Here is a 15,377-nt window from a genome sequence, read left to right as displayed (position 1 = left end):
TTGTACAGTTTCCGAATGCGGCAACAGGGCATTTACTGTTTATTACCCACAGGAGGCAATATGAAAGGGAAGGTGCTTGCAGTATTAGCAGTCACACTGCTTGCAAGTTTTGCATTCGCATTGGAGTCTGGACCCTCCAATCCCGTCGGTTTCTTCACAACGGTGGTATCCCACACACCTGGAATTGCCGGATATAATCTGGTTAGTTTCCCGACAATTCCAACGGATGCTTCGTTGGCTAATACGCTGTCGAATCAGGTACCCGGCGGTGCATTTGCTGGTGCAGCGACACAAATAATGTGGTTTAATAATGCGACTGGTACATTCTCAACTGCATGGAAAACCCTTTCCGGTTCGACTTGGAATACCGCTGGTGGTATTGCAACATTAGATCCGAAAAAAGGTTACTACATTGTACTTCGCGCAGGTGCAGCTAACGCATCCTATAATGTTGTCGTTGCCGGCAATGTCCAAACCGGTCCTTCCTATGATATGGGAACGATGGGTGTCGGCTACAACATGATTGGATCAGTCTGGGCGGCGCCGCAGGCATTGACTGCGTCGAACCTCTGGACAGCTGATCTACAACGGTTCCGTGGCGGTACATTCTCTGGTAACTCGGATCAAATCCGCAGCTTTACCGGTTCCGCCTTCTTGACCGTTTGGATGAACAACTCCAACGTGTGGCAGACTTCTGGCGCATTTTCAAGCTTCGACCCGGGCAAAGGCTTTTATGTAATCCGCCGCGCCGGCCGTACCCCTGCAACGTTTGCATGGCCGGATTATCCGGTACCGGCAAGTGCTGCTGACAATATGACGACATCGATTGGTTCGAACCCGTCGGTTACTGCTCCGGTTTCGATTGTTCCAACCAGCAATGATGTTGCACCGGTTATTAAGAGCAAGAAGGCAACGACAGCCAAATAGTTTTTTGGACAAGATGCGGCAACGGTGCCGCATCATATCACTTAGTAGTTAGAATAGAATCATTTCGGTATATACCGGAGGAAAAATGAAACGATTTACAAGTAGTGTTGCATTACTGTTGATGCTGGTCATCGGTGCGTATGCTGTACCGATTGGCTTGCAGTTCAATACGTTCGATGCGACGACATTCGATCCGATTATTGCCTTGGGACCAGACAATGTGAATGCGGTTCCCGTAGGTAACATGATTCAAGTGATTAAAGCTGGCGCAAATGGCGTTGCGGATGCACCCGGTGCTGATGGTTCAGTCGCTGGTGACGATACCTTAGCATTCACCTTCCCGGTGGGCTTTGGTTCCGAAATGGACGGTACATTCAGTACGTTAGTGTCTGGTTTTAGTGTTGCCAACGAGCGCGTGAATTCGTCGTCGATTTATGTCGGCATCGTATTCTATTTCCGCGTTTGGTTCCATTCGACAATTGCTGGCGCAGTCCCGGTACCTGCCGGTTCATATTATGGCACTTATGGTCCATACACCTGCCCGTCGTCTGATTCCGAATTCTGGAATGTCACGATGAATCCAGGTTGGACCAGCACCGGTCCGGCTCCGGCACCGGCAGTTGAAGTTACTTATGACACCAACGTTCAAGCATCTGGTAGCTTACAGTTGTTCGGTAATGTGCAGATTCCTGCCAGCAGTGGCATGACCTATACCCTTACCAACACTGGTAATGCAATGTTGAACTACGGCGTTGGCAATGTTACCGGCGACTTTGCGACCACGTTGGTTGCTGGCTCGTTAGCGGCTGGTGCGAACACCACGTTCAACATCAGCTTCACCCCGACCGATGTTGGTACCCGTAACGGTACGTTCTCGTTTACCCATGACGCTGCTGGCACCCCGTTTACCTTCGTGTTAGAAGGTACCGGCGTTGCTGCTCCGGTTTACGGTGAAGGCAATCCTGGCGCGAATGTAACGAACCCGAATCCCCCGGCAAATCCGTGGACTCCGGCAATCCCCACCGACCCGAATACCGGTGGTTTTGCTCCGTTAGGTATTTTCTTTGGTGGTGGCGCGACGAACCCCGGTTCGGTTGATGTCAACTATGAAGAGACCATTCCGTCGGAATTCGATCCGGAATATGCAGCATCGATTTTCCCAGCGGCCACAACTGTACAACGTTGGTGGAATATTTCCGAAACTGGCGGCGCGGGCTTTACTTGCGACGTCGAGTTCTTCTTCACGAGTGACGATCTTCCGTTAGGTTACGACCCGATGACCTCTACGAACATTATCGTAGCGCGTTTCGATGCCGTTACCGGTGAATATCTTGGTCTCTACTGGCCGACGATTTCGATCGTTTCCGCTGGACCGCCCACGGTCTATCGTGCATTTATCGCTGGTGTCACCGGTTTCTCCATCTGGTCAATCGGCGACTATCCGTTATTGCCGGTTACCGGTCTTGCCATGTCGGCAAACGGTGGCAATGGTCAAGTAACGTTGGCATGGAGCGTTGAGAGTGAAATCAACAACGCATACTTCCAGGTCGAGCGTCGTGTAGCTGGTGGCGAGTGGAGCATTGTCAGCCGCGTGAACAGCCGTGCACCGGGTGGCAACAGCAGCAGCCGCGTCCGCTACAGCTTTGAAGACATGAATGTCGTCAATGGTACCACTTACGAATATCGCGTAATCGACGTGAACATCGATGGTATTCCGCTATCGAACAGCTTAGTCGTCTCGGCGACCCCGTCTGCTCCGGTGATTGCAGAATACGCATTGTCGCACTACCCGCAGCCGTTCAACCCGGAAACCCGCATCAATTACACCGTGAAAGACGCTGGTGTGGTAACTCTTACCGTTACTAACATCATGGGTCAAAGCGTTGCTACGTTAGTAAGCGAACATAAGCTTGCTGGCAACCACTCGGTGACTTGGAATGCTGGCAACCTACCGTCTGGCATCTATTTCCTCCGCTATGACGTGAATGGCTTCCATGGCATGTCGAAGATGGTGTTGTCGAAGTAATTCTTCACACCTTCCATCAGTAAGAGAACGGGGCTGGCAACAGCCCCGTTTTTTTGTATGGGAACGTAAAAAGAGTTGCGTGAAAATATCTTACACGGTAGATTGAAAATAATCGATACTCACAATATCCTATCGAAAAAATCGAATGGGAGCAACCATGCGAAACCGATTCTTTTGTATTATTGCGATACTTCTCTTGTTACAAGCCGCAACTGCGGTTGAGTTCACTTTTATTGTCTCTCGATTACCAAATTCTTCTGGTTATAATCTGGTTAGTTTTCCGGTTCTACCGGCGAACGATTCCATCGCGAATGTGATTGGAACGCAACTCCCGGTAGGTACGTCAGTACTATGGTTCAATAATGCTATCGGTGCTTTCCAATTAACGAGTCGATATACTACTGGATGGCGATGGAGTAATGGGTTTCGTCTTTCGCGGGGTAAAGGGTATTACATCGTTTTGCGTTGGGATTCACCCTTGACCAGCTATCAAGTCACAGTTGAGGGAGACACGGTAACGGCGACTTCCTGGGATATGGGCACGATTGGGGTCGGTTACAATATGGTCGGATCAGTATGGTATTCACCAAATCCGATTGCCAATTCCAATGTAATGGAGTCGGGACTGCGGGGCGGCTACTTTGCCGGGATGTCCGATAAAATCACTACAGTCGATATCTCGAAGTTCTTAGTGGTTTGGCTCAATTCTCAGAATCAATGGGTAACATCCGATTTTACTAACTTTGAGCCAGGGAAAGGGTATTACATCATCCGCAGAGCGGGACGAACACCACCCACTTTCCAGTGGCAGAACACGCGATAGTGTTTTTCTATTATTCTCTCTTTCGACAGGACACTCATCGAGTGTCCTGTTTGTTTTAGGTGTCGGTGAATGATACTATTTTGAAGGAGTTGCAGAGGAAAAAGTCATGAAACAGATTACTGCATTATTTATCATTGGAATTGTTCTTGTAGTAGTTCTATCCAGTTATCGAATCAGCTTTGCTGCGGAAACCTCGACCGAGCCAATGGTGAATTTTGAGCAGATATTTGGCAAGTGGGACGGCGCATTTGTTCTATTGTTACCGGATGGCGATACGATCATTTACAATGCAACCCGTTGTTCTGAACGGTTGTCACCCTGTTCCACCTTCAAACTGCCGAATTCAATGATTGGTATAGAGACCGGAGCAATGAAAGGGGTTGATGACACTCTCCGTTGGGACGGCGAACAGCGTACTTATGATTCATGGAATCACGACCACACTCTCCGTTCGGCGATTCGCTACTCGGTTGTTTGGTATTATCAGGAACTCGCGCGCCGGGTCGGTGCCAAGCGGATGCAGTATTGGCTGGATACACTCCGTTATGGCAATTGCGATATGAGTGGCGGAATCGATCGCTTTTGGTTGAGCGGGACACTCAAAGTCAGCGCGTTTGAGCAGGTGGATTTTTTGCGTCGTTGGTCACGTGATGAGTTGCCATTTACTCGTAAGACGATGGATCTCGTACGGCAAATCTCTGTACTCGATTCAACGGCGGAATATGTCCTCCGAGGAAAAACGGGAACTGGCATCAAAAATCGGCCAGACCGACCGGATACGATTCGAGCGACTACTAATAAACTGGAAACGGAGTTGGGTTGGTTTGTCGGTTATGTTGAGCGAAGTGGCGCGATGTACCCGTTTGCGCTAAATATTACCGGGAAAGAGGCGACTGGACAAATTGCGAAGGGATTAGCGCTCGCGATTCTTCGTGAGCTTTCCTTGATAAACCCTGCTGAGGAAAATGGTTCACTGCAACAAAAGCGACGATAACCCCCACTAACTCTGTGAGTGAAATTTTCCGCGAGCCGCTTCGGTTCGTATTATCTACAACATTAAACTCAATATTCGGACGGAGAAGCGAATGATTCGACGATACACCGTCGGGTTTGTGCTGTTCTTGTCGCTTGTTTACAGTGTGGCATTTGCTGCGCCGAAAACACCGAGCGACCCGCTACAGCAAATGCTCGACCAAGTTGTAACACACCAGTTAAGTAACGGCATGAGGTGGCTTTTTTTAGAAGACCACAGTGCCCCGGTAGTAACCTCCCTTTTCTGGGTAAAGACCGGTAGCCGGAACGAGCGTCCCGGCATCACCGGTATTTCCCATTTGTTTGAACACATGATGTTCCGGGGCTCGGCGAAATATGGGCCGGAAGAACATGCCAAACTCGTTAGTCGTCATGGCGGTGAGTGCAACGCCTTTACCACTAACGACGGAACAGTGTATTACGAAGTGATGCCGAGCGATCAGCTTGAATTGGTTATTCATTTGGAAGCCGAACGGTTTGCCAATTTGAAACTTGATTCCGCTGTATTGGTCGAAGAGAAGAAAGTCGTTTCGGAAGAGCGCCGGCAACGTACTGACAATGATTTATTCGGTGCTGCCAACGAACAATTGGAAATAAACTTTTACCAATCTACGACTTATTCCTGGCCGGTAATCGGTTGGATGCACGACATTCTTGGTTATTCGTTGGAAGATGTACAGGAGTATTATCGCTTACACTATGCTCCCAATAATGTCGTAGGTATCATCGTCGGGGATTTCAAACTGGAACAGGCGATGAAGTTAGCGGAAAAGTATTGGGGTAAAATTCCCGCTCAACCGACACCCCCTGCTCCGAAAATGGTGGAAGTCCCGCAAAAAGGGGAACGCCGTATTCAGTTCAAACGTCCGGCGGAATTGCCGATGTTGTTTGCTGCATATCATATTCCGCCGCAAACCGATCCCGATATCCCGGCATTGGAAGTGTTGTCCCGGATTCTTTCCAGTGGACAGTCGAGCCGGTTGTATCAGCGCTTGGTTTACAAAGAGCAGATGGTTCGATTCGCGGGTGGAGCGGCAGATAATCGGATCGGACCGGGTCAATTCGGTTTTTGGATGGGCATGAAACAAGGCTCCAATATGGATGACGCCGAGAAAATTCTTTGGGAAGAAGTCGAACGATTGCGTACCGAGCCGGTTACCGAATCCGAACTGATGAAAGCAAAGAACCAATTGGAAGCTGGCCAAATTGGCGGTCTTGCATCGTCAATGTCACGTGCTATGCGGCTCGGTTCCTATGAAAACGGCTATGGCGACTACCGGAAACTGGGCGAACGGGCGGCAGCGCTTCGTGCCGTAACCGCCGAAGATGTCAAGCGGGTGGCAAAAAAATATCTCGATCCCGACCAGCGTACTGTATTGGTCGTAGTGCCGACGAAGGATGAGACTGCGATGAATGACGTAGAGGGAGGGACTCGATGATAACGCGAATTTTAACTGGTGTATTGTTATCGATGACTGCGTTGGCGGCATTTGCGGTCGATTTTGTACCAGCGTATCAGCAAACCGATACGATAAAAACCGATCCGGTAACGTTGCCGCCCTATACGACGACGACCCTATCGAACGGTTTGAAGATTTACTTGGTAGAGCAACCGAAACTGCCGATTGTATCGATGCGGGTCATCATCAAGGCCGGTTCGCTCAACGATCCGCAAGGACAAGCGGGCATCACCGACTTTACCGCCGGGTTATTGCGTAAAGGGGTGAAGTACAAGGGCGTCGATTTGTCCGCTCCTAAAATTTCCCAGTTGGTCGATAGTGTCGGTGGGTATGTCGGCGCGGGCGCTGGTTATACCGACATTTACGCCGGGGCGTGGGGCTTGTCGAAGCACTCCGACTTATTGTTGGATTTACTGGCAGCGACAGTAAGAAATCCAACCTTCCCGGAACAGGAAATTCAACGCTCGAAAATGCAGCTTATCTCCGGTATTATCGCTAAGCGTGACGAACCGGACGATATCGGACGCGAAGTTTTCAAGAAAGTACTGTACGGGAATCATCCATTGGCTCAGCCGGTGGAAGGGGACAGCGCCAGCGTCGCTTCGTTTACCCGTGAGTTGGTGTTAGCGCAATGGGCGAAAGTAGCGATTCCGAATAACAGTGTGATTGCTATTGTGGGCGATTTCGACCGTCAGACGATGTTGCGGAAGCTCAATCAACTCTTTGGCGACTGGAAGAAGGGTGAAGTACCCGCAGCGATACCTGCCGCAGCTCCAGTTGTAAAAGGACGCAATTTCCGTATCGTCGACAAACCGGATGCGGTACAAACCGTAGTACGGTTGGGTCATCATGGGATTCCCCGCAATCATCCTGATTATTATCCGTTGATGGTGATGGCGCAGATTCTCTCGAATGGCGATTTCGACAGTCGAATGATGAAAACCATTCGTACCGAAAAGGGATTGACCTACGGAATTGGCGGGCGATTCCAGGCAGAACGCTTTGCCGGCCCGTACTCGATTGGTACTTCCACCCAGACCGGTCGCACGGAGGAAATGCTCAAAACGATCTTCGAGATTATTGAGGAATTTCGCCGGAATGGACCGACCGACGACGAAATGATGCAAGCGAAGATGTATATGACCGGCAGCTATCCGCTACAATTCGAGACGCCGATGGATATCGGAGAACAAATCCTCGATCTCGATCTGCTCGAATTACCGCCGAAGACGATTCCGGAATACCGGATGCGAATTGCAAAGGTTACAAAAGGCGATGTAATCCGGGTAGCGGGTGAGTATCTCCATCCCGACGATTTATTCATCGTGCTGGTTGGAAACAAGCAGGAGATTTTGCCTCAGCTCGATTCCTTTACCAAGATGAATAGCAGTGTCGAGTCGGTAAAGTACTAACCTTCTTTCAAATATGATTTGGGTAAGGGCGGACCATCGTGTTCGCCCTTATTTTTAGCAGTAGATATGAGACCCACAACAAACATCGTTACCAGTAATGATTCCACCCGTGTGCACGTAACGGCAAGTGGTTGCCGCTGGTATCGTACATCGTTACCCGGTCTTCCCACGGCAGAATAATTCCGATTTCATTTACCGGGGTTTTGGCGGCTCTCGCGATATGCGCTAAATCGAGTAACGACGCCTCCGGCTTGACAGTAAACAATAATTCGTAATCCTCGCCGCCATACAACACGACGTCATTCCACTCGATTATACGTTCTTGTCGATTCTCATTGATTATACGTAATGCTTCAGGCAAGTCGGGTGAAACCGGAATCTGGGTACAGTCGATGCGCGCGCCGCAATTACTGCGCTCGCATAAATGATGCAAATCGGCGGCAAGACCATCACTGATGTCGATACACGCTGAAGCGATCCCGGTTTCCGCCAGCATATACCCGAAGTGGATGCGGGGGGTTGGGTCGAGGTGCTTCTGTAGTATCGGTGGACAGACAAGAGTGTCTGTCCTACTGTTTTCTAACAACTGCAACCCGGCGGCTGACGAGCCGATATCGCCGGTAACAAAAATCCGGTCGCCGACTTTTGCACCGGAACGGGTGAGCGTTTTCGCAATTGTGGTTTCACCAACCAGTGTTACATCGATAACGATTTTATCGGGTGTCGAGGAAAGATTGCCGCCGATAATCGCGCCGTGAAATTCATGCAGCCGGTCGCGCATCCCGGTAATGCAATCGTCGAACCACGCCGTTGCAACGGTGGGCGGCAGTCCGAGCGATACTAAGGCAAATAACGGTTTTGCCCCCATTGCCGCAAGATCGCTCAAGTTGACACTCATTGCCCGTTTACCGATTTGGTACGCGGAACTTCGATTGCAACGGAAATGGACATCTTCGACCAGCATATCGACGGTTGCGCAGAATGCCCGGGTATCGTCGATTTTCCAAACCGCGCAATCGTCGCCTAAATCGGTCAGAAGTTGCTTGGGTCGCGGATACGCGCCAAGGATTTTTTCGATTCGTTCGATTAATCCAAACTCGCCATGTTCGGAAATCGGTTCAGACATCGCGCACCCTCGTAAAAGCATCCCAAAATGGATCGGTTTCCGGCATGATCAACGGTTCAGAAAAACCATTCCGACTGATGGTTACCCCTTCGATCCGGGGGATAATTTCGCCGATAGCTGCAACCGGAATTCCATTATCGGATAGCCGTTGTAATACTTCCCGGTACTTGTGCGAGCGGCAGGTAATGACCAAGGAACCCTCGCTGCTGGCAGGGAAAGGATCGATAGCGAAGGCGTTGCATACAGCACGTACCGTTTCGGGAAGAGGGATTTTCGCGTAATCGATGACGATGCCGTTTCCCGAAGCGTCGGCGATCTCGACCAACGCCCCTTGTACCCCGCGCTCGGTTGCGTCGTGCATCGAAGTGACCCCGTTTTCCCGAACCCCCACTGTGGCCGCAGTTACCGCGTCGTCGACTACCGACAACGACGAGAACAATTGCTCCGCGTCTTGGGCGACAACCTCTCCACATGCTTTCGCAACGGCTGTATGACAAAGAGTACCAAAGAAAGCTGTCGTCTCGATTGCCATCCCCTTTGTGAGGAGAACAATGTCGCCGACTTGCGCCATTTTGGGTGAGACGTATTGGTTGGGCGCTCCGATTGCGAAGAGTGTGCCGGCGCCGACGGTAGGAAATGTACAACCTTCGTATCGTCCGGTATGTCCGGTTACGATAGCAATCCCCAAGTTATCGCAAGTATGATGAATCGCTTCCCATAACAAAGTAAATTCGCAGTCGGGAAAATTGAGCGGTAAGTTCCAAGCCAACGAGGCATATTGAGCTGCGATACCGGATGTCGCGCAATCCGAGGCGAGGATATGAATAGCGAACCACGCCGCCCGTTCCCATCCCAATTCTGGCATTACGAAAAGGGGATCGGTGGTTGCGACGAATACTCGCTCCGAATCGAGTTGGACGATGCTGCAATCGCCGCCGATGCAGGGGCCTACAATGACTTCTGGGCGACTTTTCCCGAGCTTGGGATAAATCACCTGCTCAAACATTTTCGCGGCGATTTTACCCGGTAAATCGGGCGGTGTTTGATTCAGTGTCGGCATAATACCGGAACATACAACGCGGAAATCCAATACTCAATGCAAAGCGCAGCACCGGGCAAGTTACGTGAGATTCGCGTTGTAGAGATGGAATGCCGTATTTTGAGGAAAAGCGTGATGGAAACCCAATGATCGACGATCCCAACGAAATGCCAGACGATGAACTCCCCATCGGAGAAGAATCCGACTCGCCGGAAGATGAGGCAATACCAGAACCGAAAGCGAAAGGGTGGCTGCCGATAAAGTTGCGCGGCAGGCATATCCTGATTGCCATCACCGGTCACGGTTTCGGTCATGCGGTGCGGGTACTGCAAGTGGCAAACCGGCTCAAGCAACTCGACCCCCAGTTGGAATTCACGGTCGTGACGCCGGTCGCCGAGTGGTTTCTCCGCGATGCACTCCGGGTACCATTCCGGTTGCTGCCGATGCGACTCGACTTGGGAACGGTACAAAGCGACGCCATCGAAGCCGATCCCCTTGCTACGTTACAGCAGTATGAGCAATTCATTCTCCATCGGGAAGCTCTCTTTAATTCGTTACAGGAAGCGTTGGTCGATACCCCGGTCGATTTAGTGCTCAGCGATTTACCGCCAGTCGCCAGTGAATTTGGCGCATGGCTCGGGGTTCCCGTGGTGGGAATTGGGAATTTTTCGTGGGATTGGATTTATGGCGAATACGCCGAAATGTACCCTGAGTATTCGTGGGTTGTCGAAGAGATTCGCACTCAATACCAGATGACCGACTTACTACTCGAGTTGCCGTATGCCGGCGATTTATCGGCTTTTCCCGAGCGCGACGATATTCCGTGGATTTGCCGGAAAGGTCTGCTCGAACCACAGGAAACCCGGAAGCGATTAAAGCTCGATCCGATAAAACCGATTGCGGTTGTGAGTTTTGGTGGATTGGGAATGGATGTGCGGTTGCCCGATGGCGAGTGGAGCAAGAATATCGACTTCTTTGTGATGGCGCCGGTCAATCGCATCGTAGGAAAAGGAAAAGTGGTGGAGAATTCGGTACTGGCTTCCCGTCACGTAACGTTCCCCGATTTGATTCGCGCAGCGTCGGTCGTCGTCACCAAACCGGGGTATGGGATCGTCTCCGAGTGCATTGCGGCAGGCGTTCCGATGCTGTATGCTTCCCGCAAACATTTCCGGGAGTATCCGCTACTGGTCAATGGCATGAAGCGGCATATCCGCGCAGAAGAATTAACGAAGGAAATGCTCACAACTGGAGAATGGAAACCCGCCTTTGAAGCACTATTAGGGAAACGAACGTTAGCGGCGGAACCCGATCCCGACACCGATGGCGATAAAATTGCCGCTGAATTGATTATGAAGAAATTGGAATCGTAGAGAGGTGAACAAAATACTATAACAAAACGACCCGAATCCATCCGCGTACCGAGTTGATGAGGTAAATCCGGTCGGCGGTACGCAGGTCGTCACGCGTGATAATTTTCTCTGCCAAAATTCCCCGAGACAACAATTCTTTGCGATAAGTACCGGCCAATAAACCGCAGGCAATAGGCGGCGTATAATACTTTCCGTTGCTTCTTATCACCAGATTCGCTTTTGTCGCTTCGGTCAGCTCTTCTCGCGAATTCCAGAGCAGGACATCGTCACAGTCGGGAAATTGCGATACAAACTTCCGATAGGGTTGCCGATTCGTGGTCTTATGGAAGTAGAATTTATCCCGTTCGTCGATTGGCTCCAGCGCGAGCTTCACCCGCCATGTTTCCCGGATGTTCTTCGGATGTAATGCGGTTGCTTCATGCTGCATCACTCCGGTTTCATGGAGTTGTATTCGCACGAGATGGGAAGTCGGAGGAAACTGAGTGGCTGCTTCTTGTAACTGGGCACGAAATTGCTGCTCGGGAAATGGAAATCCAAAATAACGGGCAGACTGCCGCATCCGTTCAAGATGACGTTCCCAAAGAAAATATCCGTAACGGGGAGACCACCGCAGCGTTTCTAATAGCGAGAATTGGGGCGTCTCATCGAACAGAAAATTCGCTTTGTCGAGACATTCTTGATATTCCCCCTCCGGGGTCGAATCCCAGACGATCCCGCCGCCAACGCCGAATTCCGCTATGTTTGCACGCTTGTCTATAGTAACGGTGCGAATCGCAACATTGAACTGAACGAACTGATCCGTCAAAGCAAATCCAATTGCGCCGGTGTAGACGCCGCGAGGCGATTGCTCCAGTGCGGTAATTAGCTGCGTCGTACGGATTTTTGGAGCGCCGGTGATCGAGGCGCAAGGAAACAACGCCCGGAAAACTGTCGAGAGTGGTTCATTCGTCTCTGCTGTAACGGTCGACGTCATCTGCCAAACATGGGGGAGCGGCTCAATCTCGAAGAGCGCCGGTACTTGTACCGTTCCCGTTTTCGCAATCCGTCCTAAATCGTTGCGTACCATATCGACAATCATCACATTCTCGGCGCGGTCTTTCTCCGATGCCGAGAGCTGCGTGCGGAATGCGCGATCCTCTTCCGGGTATCTGCCGCGGAGTATTGTCCCCTTCATCGGTTTACAGCGAATCTTGCTTGCAGTCTTTTCGAAGAAAAGTTCCGGCGACACCGACAGTACCGCATACTCGCCAAGATTAACAAACGCGGAGTATGCGCCGGGCTGTGCCCGATACAATTTCTGAAATAATGCGAATGGATCGCCGGAAAAGGGGGTCTGCATCCGGAAGGTCAAATTGATTTGGTAGGATTCACCCGCTGCAATGTTCTCCCGTGCTGTGACAATTTTTTCACGGTACGCCTGCTCGGATAATTCGGCAGTCCACGACCCGGTTTCGCAATCCGATTGCGTCGCCGTGTGGATCATCACATCGGATACCGGAAGCGGCTCGTCATACACGCCATACCAGAGCAACGGCATTCCCGGTTTCCGATCTTGTACCTGCAGTGCATTATCAAAGGCGGGCGCCGTTTCATACGCTACGATCCCGGCAACTGCATTTTGTCCGTGCGATAGTATTTCGTCGATGCTTTGTAAGTATGGGACAACTTCGTCGATCCGTTCCGTTTGCAGGATTTGCTGCGGGTGATGGAACAGCAGCCAACCGGATTCGCTCGTGTCGCTAACTTGCCGTAGCAAGAGGGTGCCCGGTTCGCCGACAAATTGCCGCAAGGTTGTTGCGCTGAGTGGTTTCATTGAGGCGTTCCCATCACCAGAAAGTTTGCGAGGATAGCATAGCCCGACTCAGTTAGGATTGCCTCGGGATGAAATTGTACCCCTTCGATCGGTAATTCCCGATGCCGCAACCCCATCACAACGCCCTCTTGCGAGCGGGCAGACACTATTAACTCGGGTGGCAGCGACGCTTCTTCCACTGCCAGCGAATGGTATCGGGTTGCCAGAAACGGCGATGGGATGCCGCGAAACAGGCCACTATTGTCATGATGAATTGGCGATGTTTTCCCGTGTACCGGTTCGGTGCGGATAACCTTGCCGCCAAACCCCTGCCCGATACATTGATGACCTAAGCAAACCCCCAGTATCGGAATACGCCTTGGAGCGAAACATGATAGAACGGCAAGGGAGACTCCAGCATCGTCAGGGGTGCCGGGACCGGGGGAAATCACGATTTGAGTAGGGGTAAGTTCGATGATTTCCGATAACGTAAGTTCGTCGTTCCGGATGACATGGGGAATCGTACCCAATACTGCGAAGTACTGGACGAGGTTATACGTGAATGAGTCGTAATTGTCGATGAGGAGTAACATGGCGTTTCCAATCACCGAAGATACGCAATCCAAGTGAGTAGTTACTCATATACCAGTGATACCGGTTTTGAAGGCAAATTGGAGAGCTCCTAAAATAAATCGCTAAAGTTTTCAAAAAGTCTGCCGATACAATAGTCGATAGGGTGGAGTATACCGTTTTGTTCGATATCACCGAAATCAGTCCCTTGCCGGCAATCGCGCCGGTTTCCGGGTATGAAAGTCCCCGGAGCAACGTCGCGTTTGTCAATCCGCTCCCGGAAAATCGTGCATTTCCGGTAATCGTCGATCAAGTCGAGCTATCGCCGGAAGGTCTTGCGCTATCGCAACAGGAACCTACGGAGGCCGCCTCCGCTACCGAAGAACGTGCGCAGTCCCCACTTGCGGTACAACCGGCACTGGATAACGCCGCCCGGGAAGCCAAGAGCACCCGGCAACAATCCAGTACCGAGAATGTAAATCACCCGAGTTACAACCAATCTCTCATCAAACCAACCGAAAATGTCGAAGGTGAGCAAAGCAAACAGCAGGATACGAACGGTAAAAAATCCAAGGACAGTGCGAAAGACGAAGCGGGTACTACTGCGAAACGTCCCGACGGCAAACCGCTCACCGATAGCGATCAACAGAAAATTACGAAGCTGCAGATGCGGGACGCCGAAGTGAAAGCGCATGAGCAAGCGCATCTTGCGGCGGCAGGCAACTTGGCAAGCGGCGGCGCGAACTTTGAGTACGAAAAGGGACCGGACGGAAAAGCCTACGCGGTCGGCGGCGACGTCCAGATTTCCACAGGAGGTGGCAACACCCCGGAAGAGAGATTACGGATTGCGAATCAAGTGATTCGGGCGGCTCTCGCTCCGGCGAACCCCTCTTCGCAAGATCGCGCAGTCGCGTCGGAAGCGATGGGAAATGCCGCCGAAGCGCGCGCGGAAATCTCGCAAAAGACAATCTCGCAACCGGCGAATAAGTCAACCGACGAGTCGGCGAAAGCGCTTGAGCAATCCCCGGAATCGAATACCGCCGATCCAACCAAGGTGAAACCGCTCGCTCCGAAGAAACCGGAAAGTTCCGGTACCCAGCCATCCGGGAAGAGGGAATCGCCGAATTCCATCTCATCGAGCGTTACCGAACCTTCTTCGGTGATTCGCAGTATTGTCGATCACGATGATAAATTATCTCCATCGAGCGAATCGATTTCCCAACAATCGGTACTCCCAAAAACCGACACGAAAAACCAACCGGACAGTATTGCTCCACTGTTCCCTGACAATGATACCACGAGCCACGATAGTGCTAACGCGAAAGCCGTTGCTGGCCTAATCCGTCGCTCCTCGCTCGATTCCGATTCGCTGCTGCCGGCAAAACCGGCGGTTTTGGCATACGAATCGCACCAAATGTTGTTTACTGATGGTAACACCCGCGGATTGCTCACACTCTTTGCATAACCGTTCGATAAACCTCCGTTTAACATTTCACATTTCTTTCGCAAGAATATTCATTGAATCTGCTTGTGATTATATGTACGCGATGCAGCAATTAACTACATTTTATCTGCTTGTTTGGTTGCATCGGGGAAAAAAAATATCCATCTTGTCAAGAACTTCTTAGCCGGGCTTGCTCGAGCGAAAATAAAGGATACCAATATGAGTATTGAAGCGATTGCAACACCGAATGCCCCTGCCGCCGTTGGTCCATATTCACAGGCAGTGCGGGCGGGCGATATGCTCTATCTTAGCGGTCAAATTCCGCTCGATCCCCAGACGATGCAAATCGTTAGTGC

At 51.1% G+C, this 15,377-nt stretch carries 13 protein-coding genes; 9 read left to right on the top strand and 4 right to left on the bottom strand.

All coding sequences use genetic code 11. From position 1 onward, the window contains the following. The first annotated feature begins 60 nt into the window (after nucleotides 1-60). The 6 genes from OEM52_01985 (at nucleotide 61) to OEM52_01960 (ending at nucleotide 7,680) form a co-directional block, all read left to right on the top strand. Nucleotides 61-927: a hypothetical protein gene (locus OEM52_01985; GenBank protein MDK9698908.1), complete on the top strand. Its 867-nt coding sequence runs from the start codon at nucleotides 61-63 to the stop codon at nucleotides 925-927. An 85-nt stretch (nucleotides 928-1,012) separates the two neighbouring features. Then, nucleotides 1,013-2,953 carry a T9SS type A sorting domain-containing protein gene (locus tag OEM52_01980; protein MDK9698907.1) on the top strand — a complete coding sequence of 647 codons (1,941 nt, stop codon included), beginning with the start codon at nucleotides 1,013-1,015 and terminating at the stop codon, nucleotides 2,951-2,953. Between the two features lie 157 nt (nucleotides 2,954-3,110). Beyond that, entirely contained in the window at nucleotides 3,111-3,776 is a 666-nt protein-coding gene (locus tag OEM52_01975; protein MDK9698906.1) for a hypothetical protein, read from the top strand. 106 nt (nucleotides 3,777-3,882) lie between these two features. Beyond that, entirely contained in the window at nucleotides 3,883-4,770 is an 888-nt protein-coding gene (locus OEM52_01970; GenBank protein MDK9698905.1) for a penicillin-binding transpeptidase domain-containing protein, read from the top strand. 91 nt (nucleotides 4,771-4,861) lie between these two features. Then, nucleotides 4,862-6,247 (top strand): insulinase family protein, encoded by a 1,386-nt coding sequence (locus tag OEM52_01965; GenBank protein ID MDK9698904.1) that lies wholly within the window; start codon nucleotides 4,862-4,864, stop codon nucleotides 6,245-6,247. Then, nucleotides 6,244-7,680, top strand: a complete 1,437-nt coding sequence (locus OEM52_01960; GenBank protein ID MDK9698903.1) for an insulinase family protein — start codon at nucleotides 6,244-6,246, stop codon at nucleotides 7,678-7,680. The genes OEM52_01965 and OEM52_01960 overlap by 4 nt, the downstream gene beginning before the upstream one ends. Before the next feature lie 88 nt (nucleotides 7,681-7,768). Here the strand turns inward: OEM52_01960 and thiL are convergent, their stop codons facing one another. Both thiL and OEM52_01950 read right to left on the bottom strand, forming a co-directional pair. After that, nucleotides 7,769-8,806 (bottom strand): thiamine-phosphate kinase, encoded by a 1,038-nt coding sequence (thiL, locus tag OEM52_01955; protein ID MDK9698902.1) that lies wholly within the window; start codon nucleotides 8,804-8,806, stop codon nucleotides 7,769-7,771. Then, a complete protein-coding gene (locus tag OEM52_01950; protein ID MDK9698901.1) occupies nucleotides 8,799-9,866 on the bottom strand; it encodes an AIR synthase family protein in 1,068 nt (355 codons plus the stop codon). The genes thiL and OEM52_01950 overlap by 8 nt, the downstream gene beginning before the upstream one ends. An 89-nt stretch (nucleotides 9,867-9,955) precedes the next feature. Here OEM52_01950 and OEM52_01945 point away from each other — a divergent pair, with 89 nt between their 5' ends. Then, nucleotides 9,956-11,215 (top strand): hypothetical protein, encoded by a 1,260-nt coding sequence (locus OEM52_01945; GenBank protein MDK9698900.1) that lies wholly within the window; start codon nucleotides 9,956-9,958, stop codon nucleotides 11,213-11,215. A gap of 16 nt (nucleotides 11,216-11,231) precedes the next feature. Here OEM52_01945 and pabB read toward each other — a convergent pair whose 3' ends face one another. Together pabB and OEM52_01935 are read right to left on the bottom strand one after the other, a co-directional pair. Further along, the gene (gene pabB, locus OEM52_01940) at nucleotides 11,232-13,028 is read right to left on the bottom strand and encodes an aminodeoxychorismate synthase component I (GenBank protein ID MDK9698899.1); all 1,797 of its coding nucleotides are present in this window, start codon (nucleotides 13,026-13,028) and stop codon (nucleotides 11,232-11,234) included. Continuing rightward, complete coding sequence (locus tag OEM52_01935; protein MDK9698898.1) at nucleotides 13,025-13,600, bottom strand: aminodeoxychorismate/anthranilate synthase component II; 576 nt, start codon at nucleotides 13,598-13,600, stop codon at nucleotides 13,025-13,027. The genes pabB and OEM52_01935 overlap by 4 nt, the downstream gene beginning before the upstream one ends. A 158-nt stretch (nucleotides 13,601-13,758) precedes the next feature. On the opposite strand from OEM52_01935, the gene OEM52_01930 reads away from it, so the two are divergent. Beyond that, the gene (locus tag OEM52_01930; protein MDK9698897.1) at nucleotides 13,759-15,042 is read left to right on the top strand and encodes a putative metalloprotease CJM1_0395 family protein; all 1,284 of its coding nucleotides are present in this window, start codon (nucleotides 13,759-13,761) and stop codon (nucleotides 15,040-15,042) included. 198 nt (nucleotides 15,043-15,240) lie between these two features. Beyond that, a partial coding sequence (locus tag OEM52_01925; protein ID MDK9698896.1) for a Rid family hydrolase occupies nucleotides 15,241-15,377 on the top strand: 137 nt, incomplete at its 3' end.

It is taken from the genome of bacterium, assembly GCA_030247525.1.
Lineage (GTDB): Bacteria > Electryoneota > JAOADG01 > JAOADG01 > JAOADG01 > JAOTSC01.
This window is presented reverse-complemented; position numbering and strand designations above follow the sequence as displayed.

Coding starts and splice junctions, on each gene's coding strand:
- OEM52_01985 (MDK9698908.1), top strand. CDS start 61: ATGAAAGGGAAGGTGCTTGCAGTATTAGCAGTCACACTGCTTGCAAGT.
- OEM52_01980 (MDK9698907.1), top strand. CDS start 1,013: ATGAAACGATTTACAAGTAGTGTTGCATTACTGTTGATGCTGGTCATC.
- OEM52_01975 (MDK9698906.1), top strand. CDS start 3,111: ATGCGAAACCGATTCTTTTGTATTATTGCGATACTTCTCTTGTTACAA.
- OEM52_01970 (MDK9698905.1), top strand. CDS start 3,883: ATGAAACAGATTACTGCATTATTTATCATTGGAATTGTTCTTGTAGTA.
- OEM52_01965 (MDK9698904.1), top strand. CDS start 4,862: ATGATTCGACGATACACCGTCGGGTTTGTGCTGTTCTTGTCGCTTGTT.
- OEM52_01960 (MDK9698903.1), top strand. CDS start 6,244: ATGATAACGCGAATTTTAACTGGTGTATTGTTATCGATGACTGCGTTG.
- thiL (MDK9698902.1), bottom strand. CDS start 8,806: ATGTCTGAACCGATTTCCGAACATGGCGAGTTTGGATTAATCGAACGA.
- OEM52_01950 (MDK9698901.1), bottom strand. CDS start 9,866: ATGCCGACACTGAATCAAACACCGCCCGATTTACCGGGTAAAATCGCC.
- OEM52_01945 (MDK9698900.1), top strand. CDS start 9,956: ATGCCGTATTTTGAGGAAAAGCGTGATGGAAACCCAATGATCGACGAT.
- pabB (MDK9698899.1), bottom strand. CDS start 13,028: ATGAAACCACTCAGCGCAACAACCTTGCGGCAATTTGTCGGCGAACCG.
- OEM52_01935 (MDK9698898.1), bottom strand. CDS start 13,600: ATGTTACTCCTCATCGACAATTACGACTCATTCACGTATAACCTCGTC.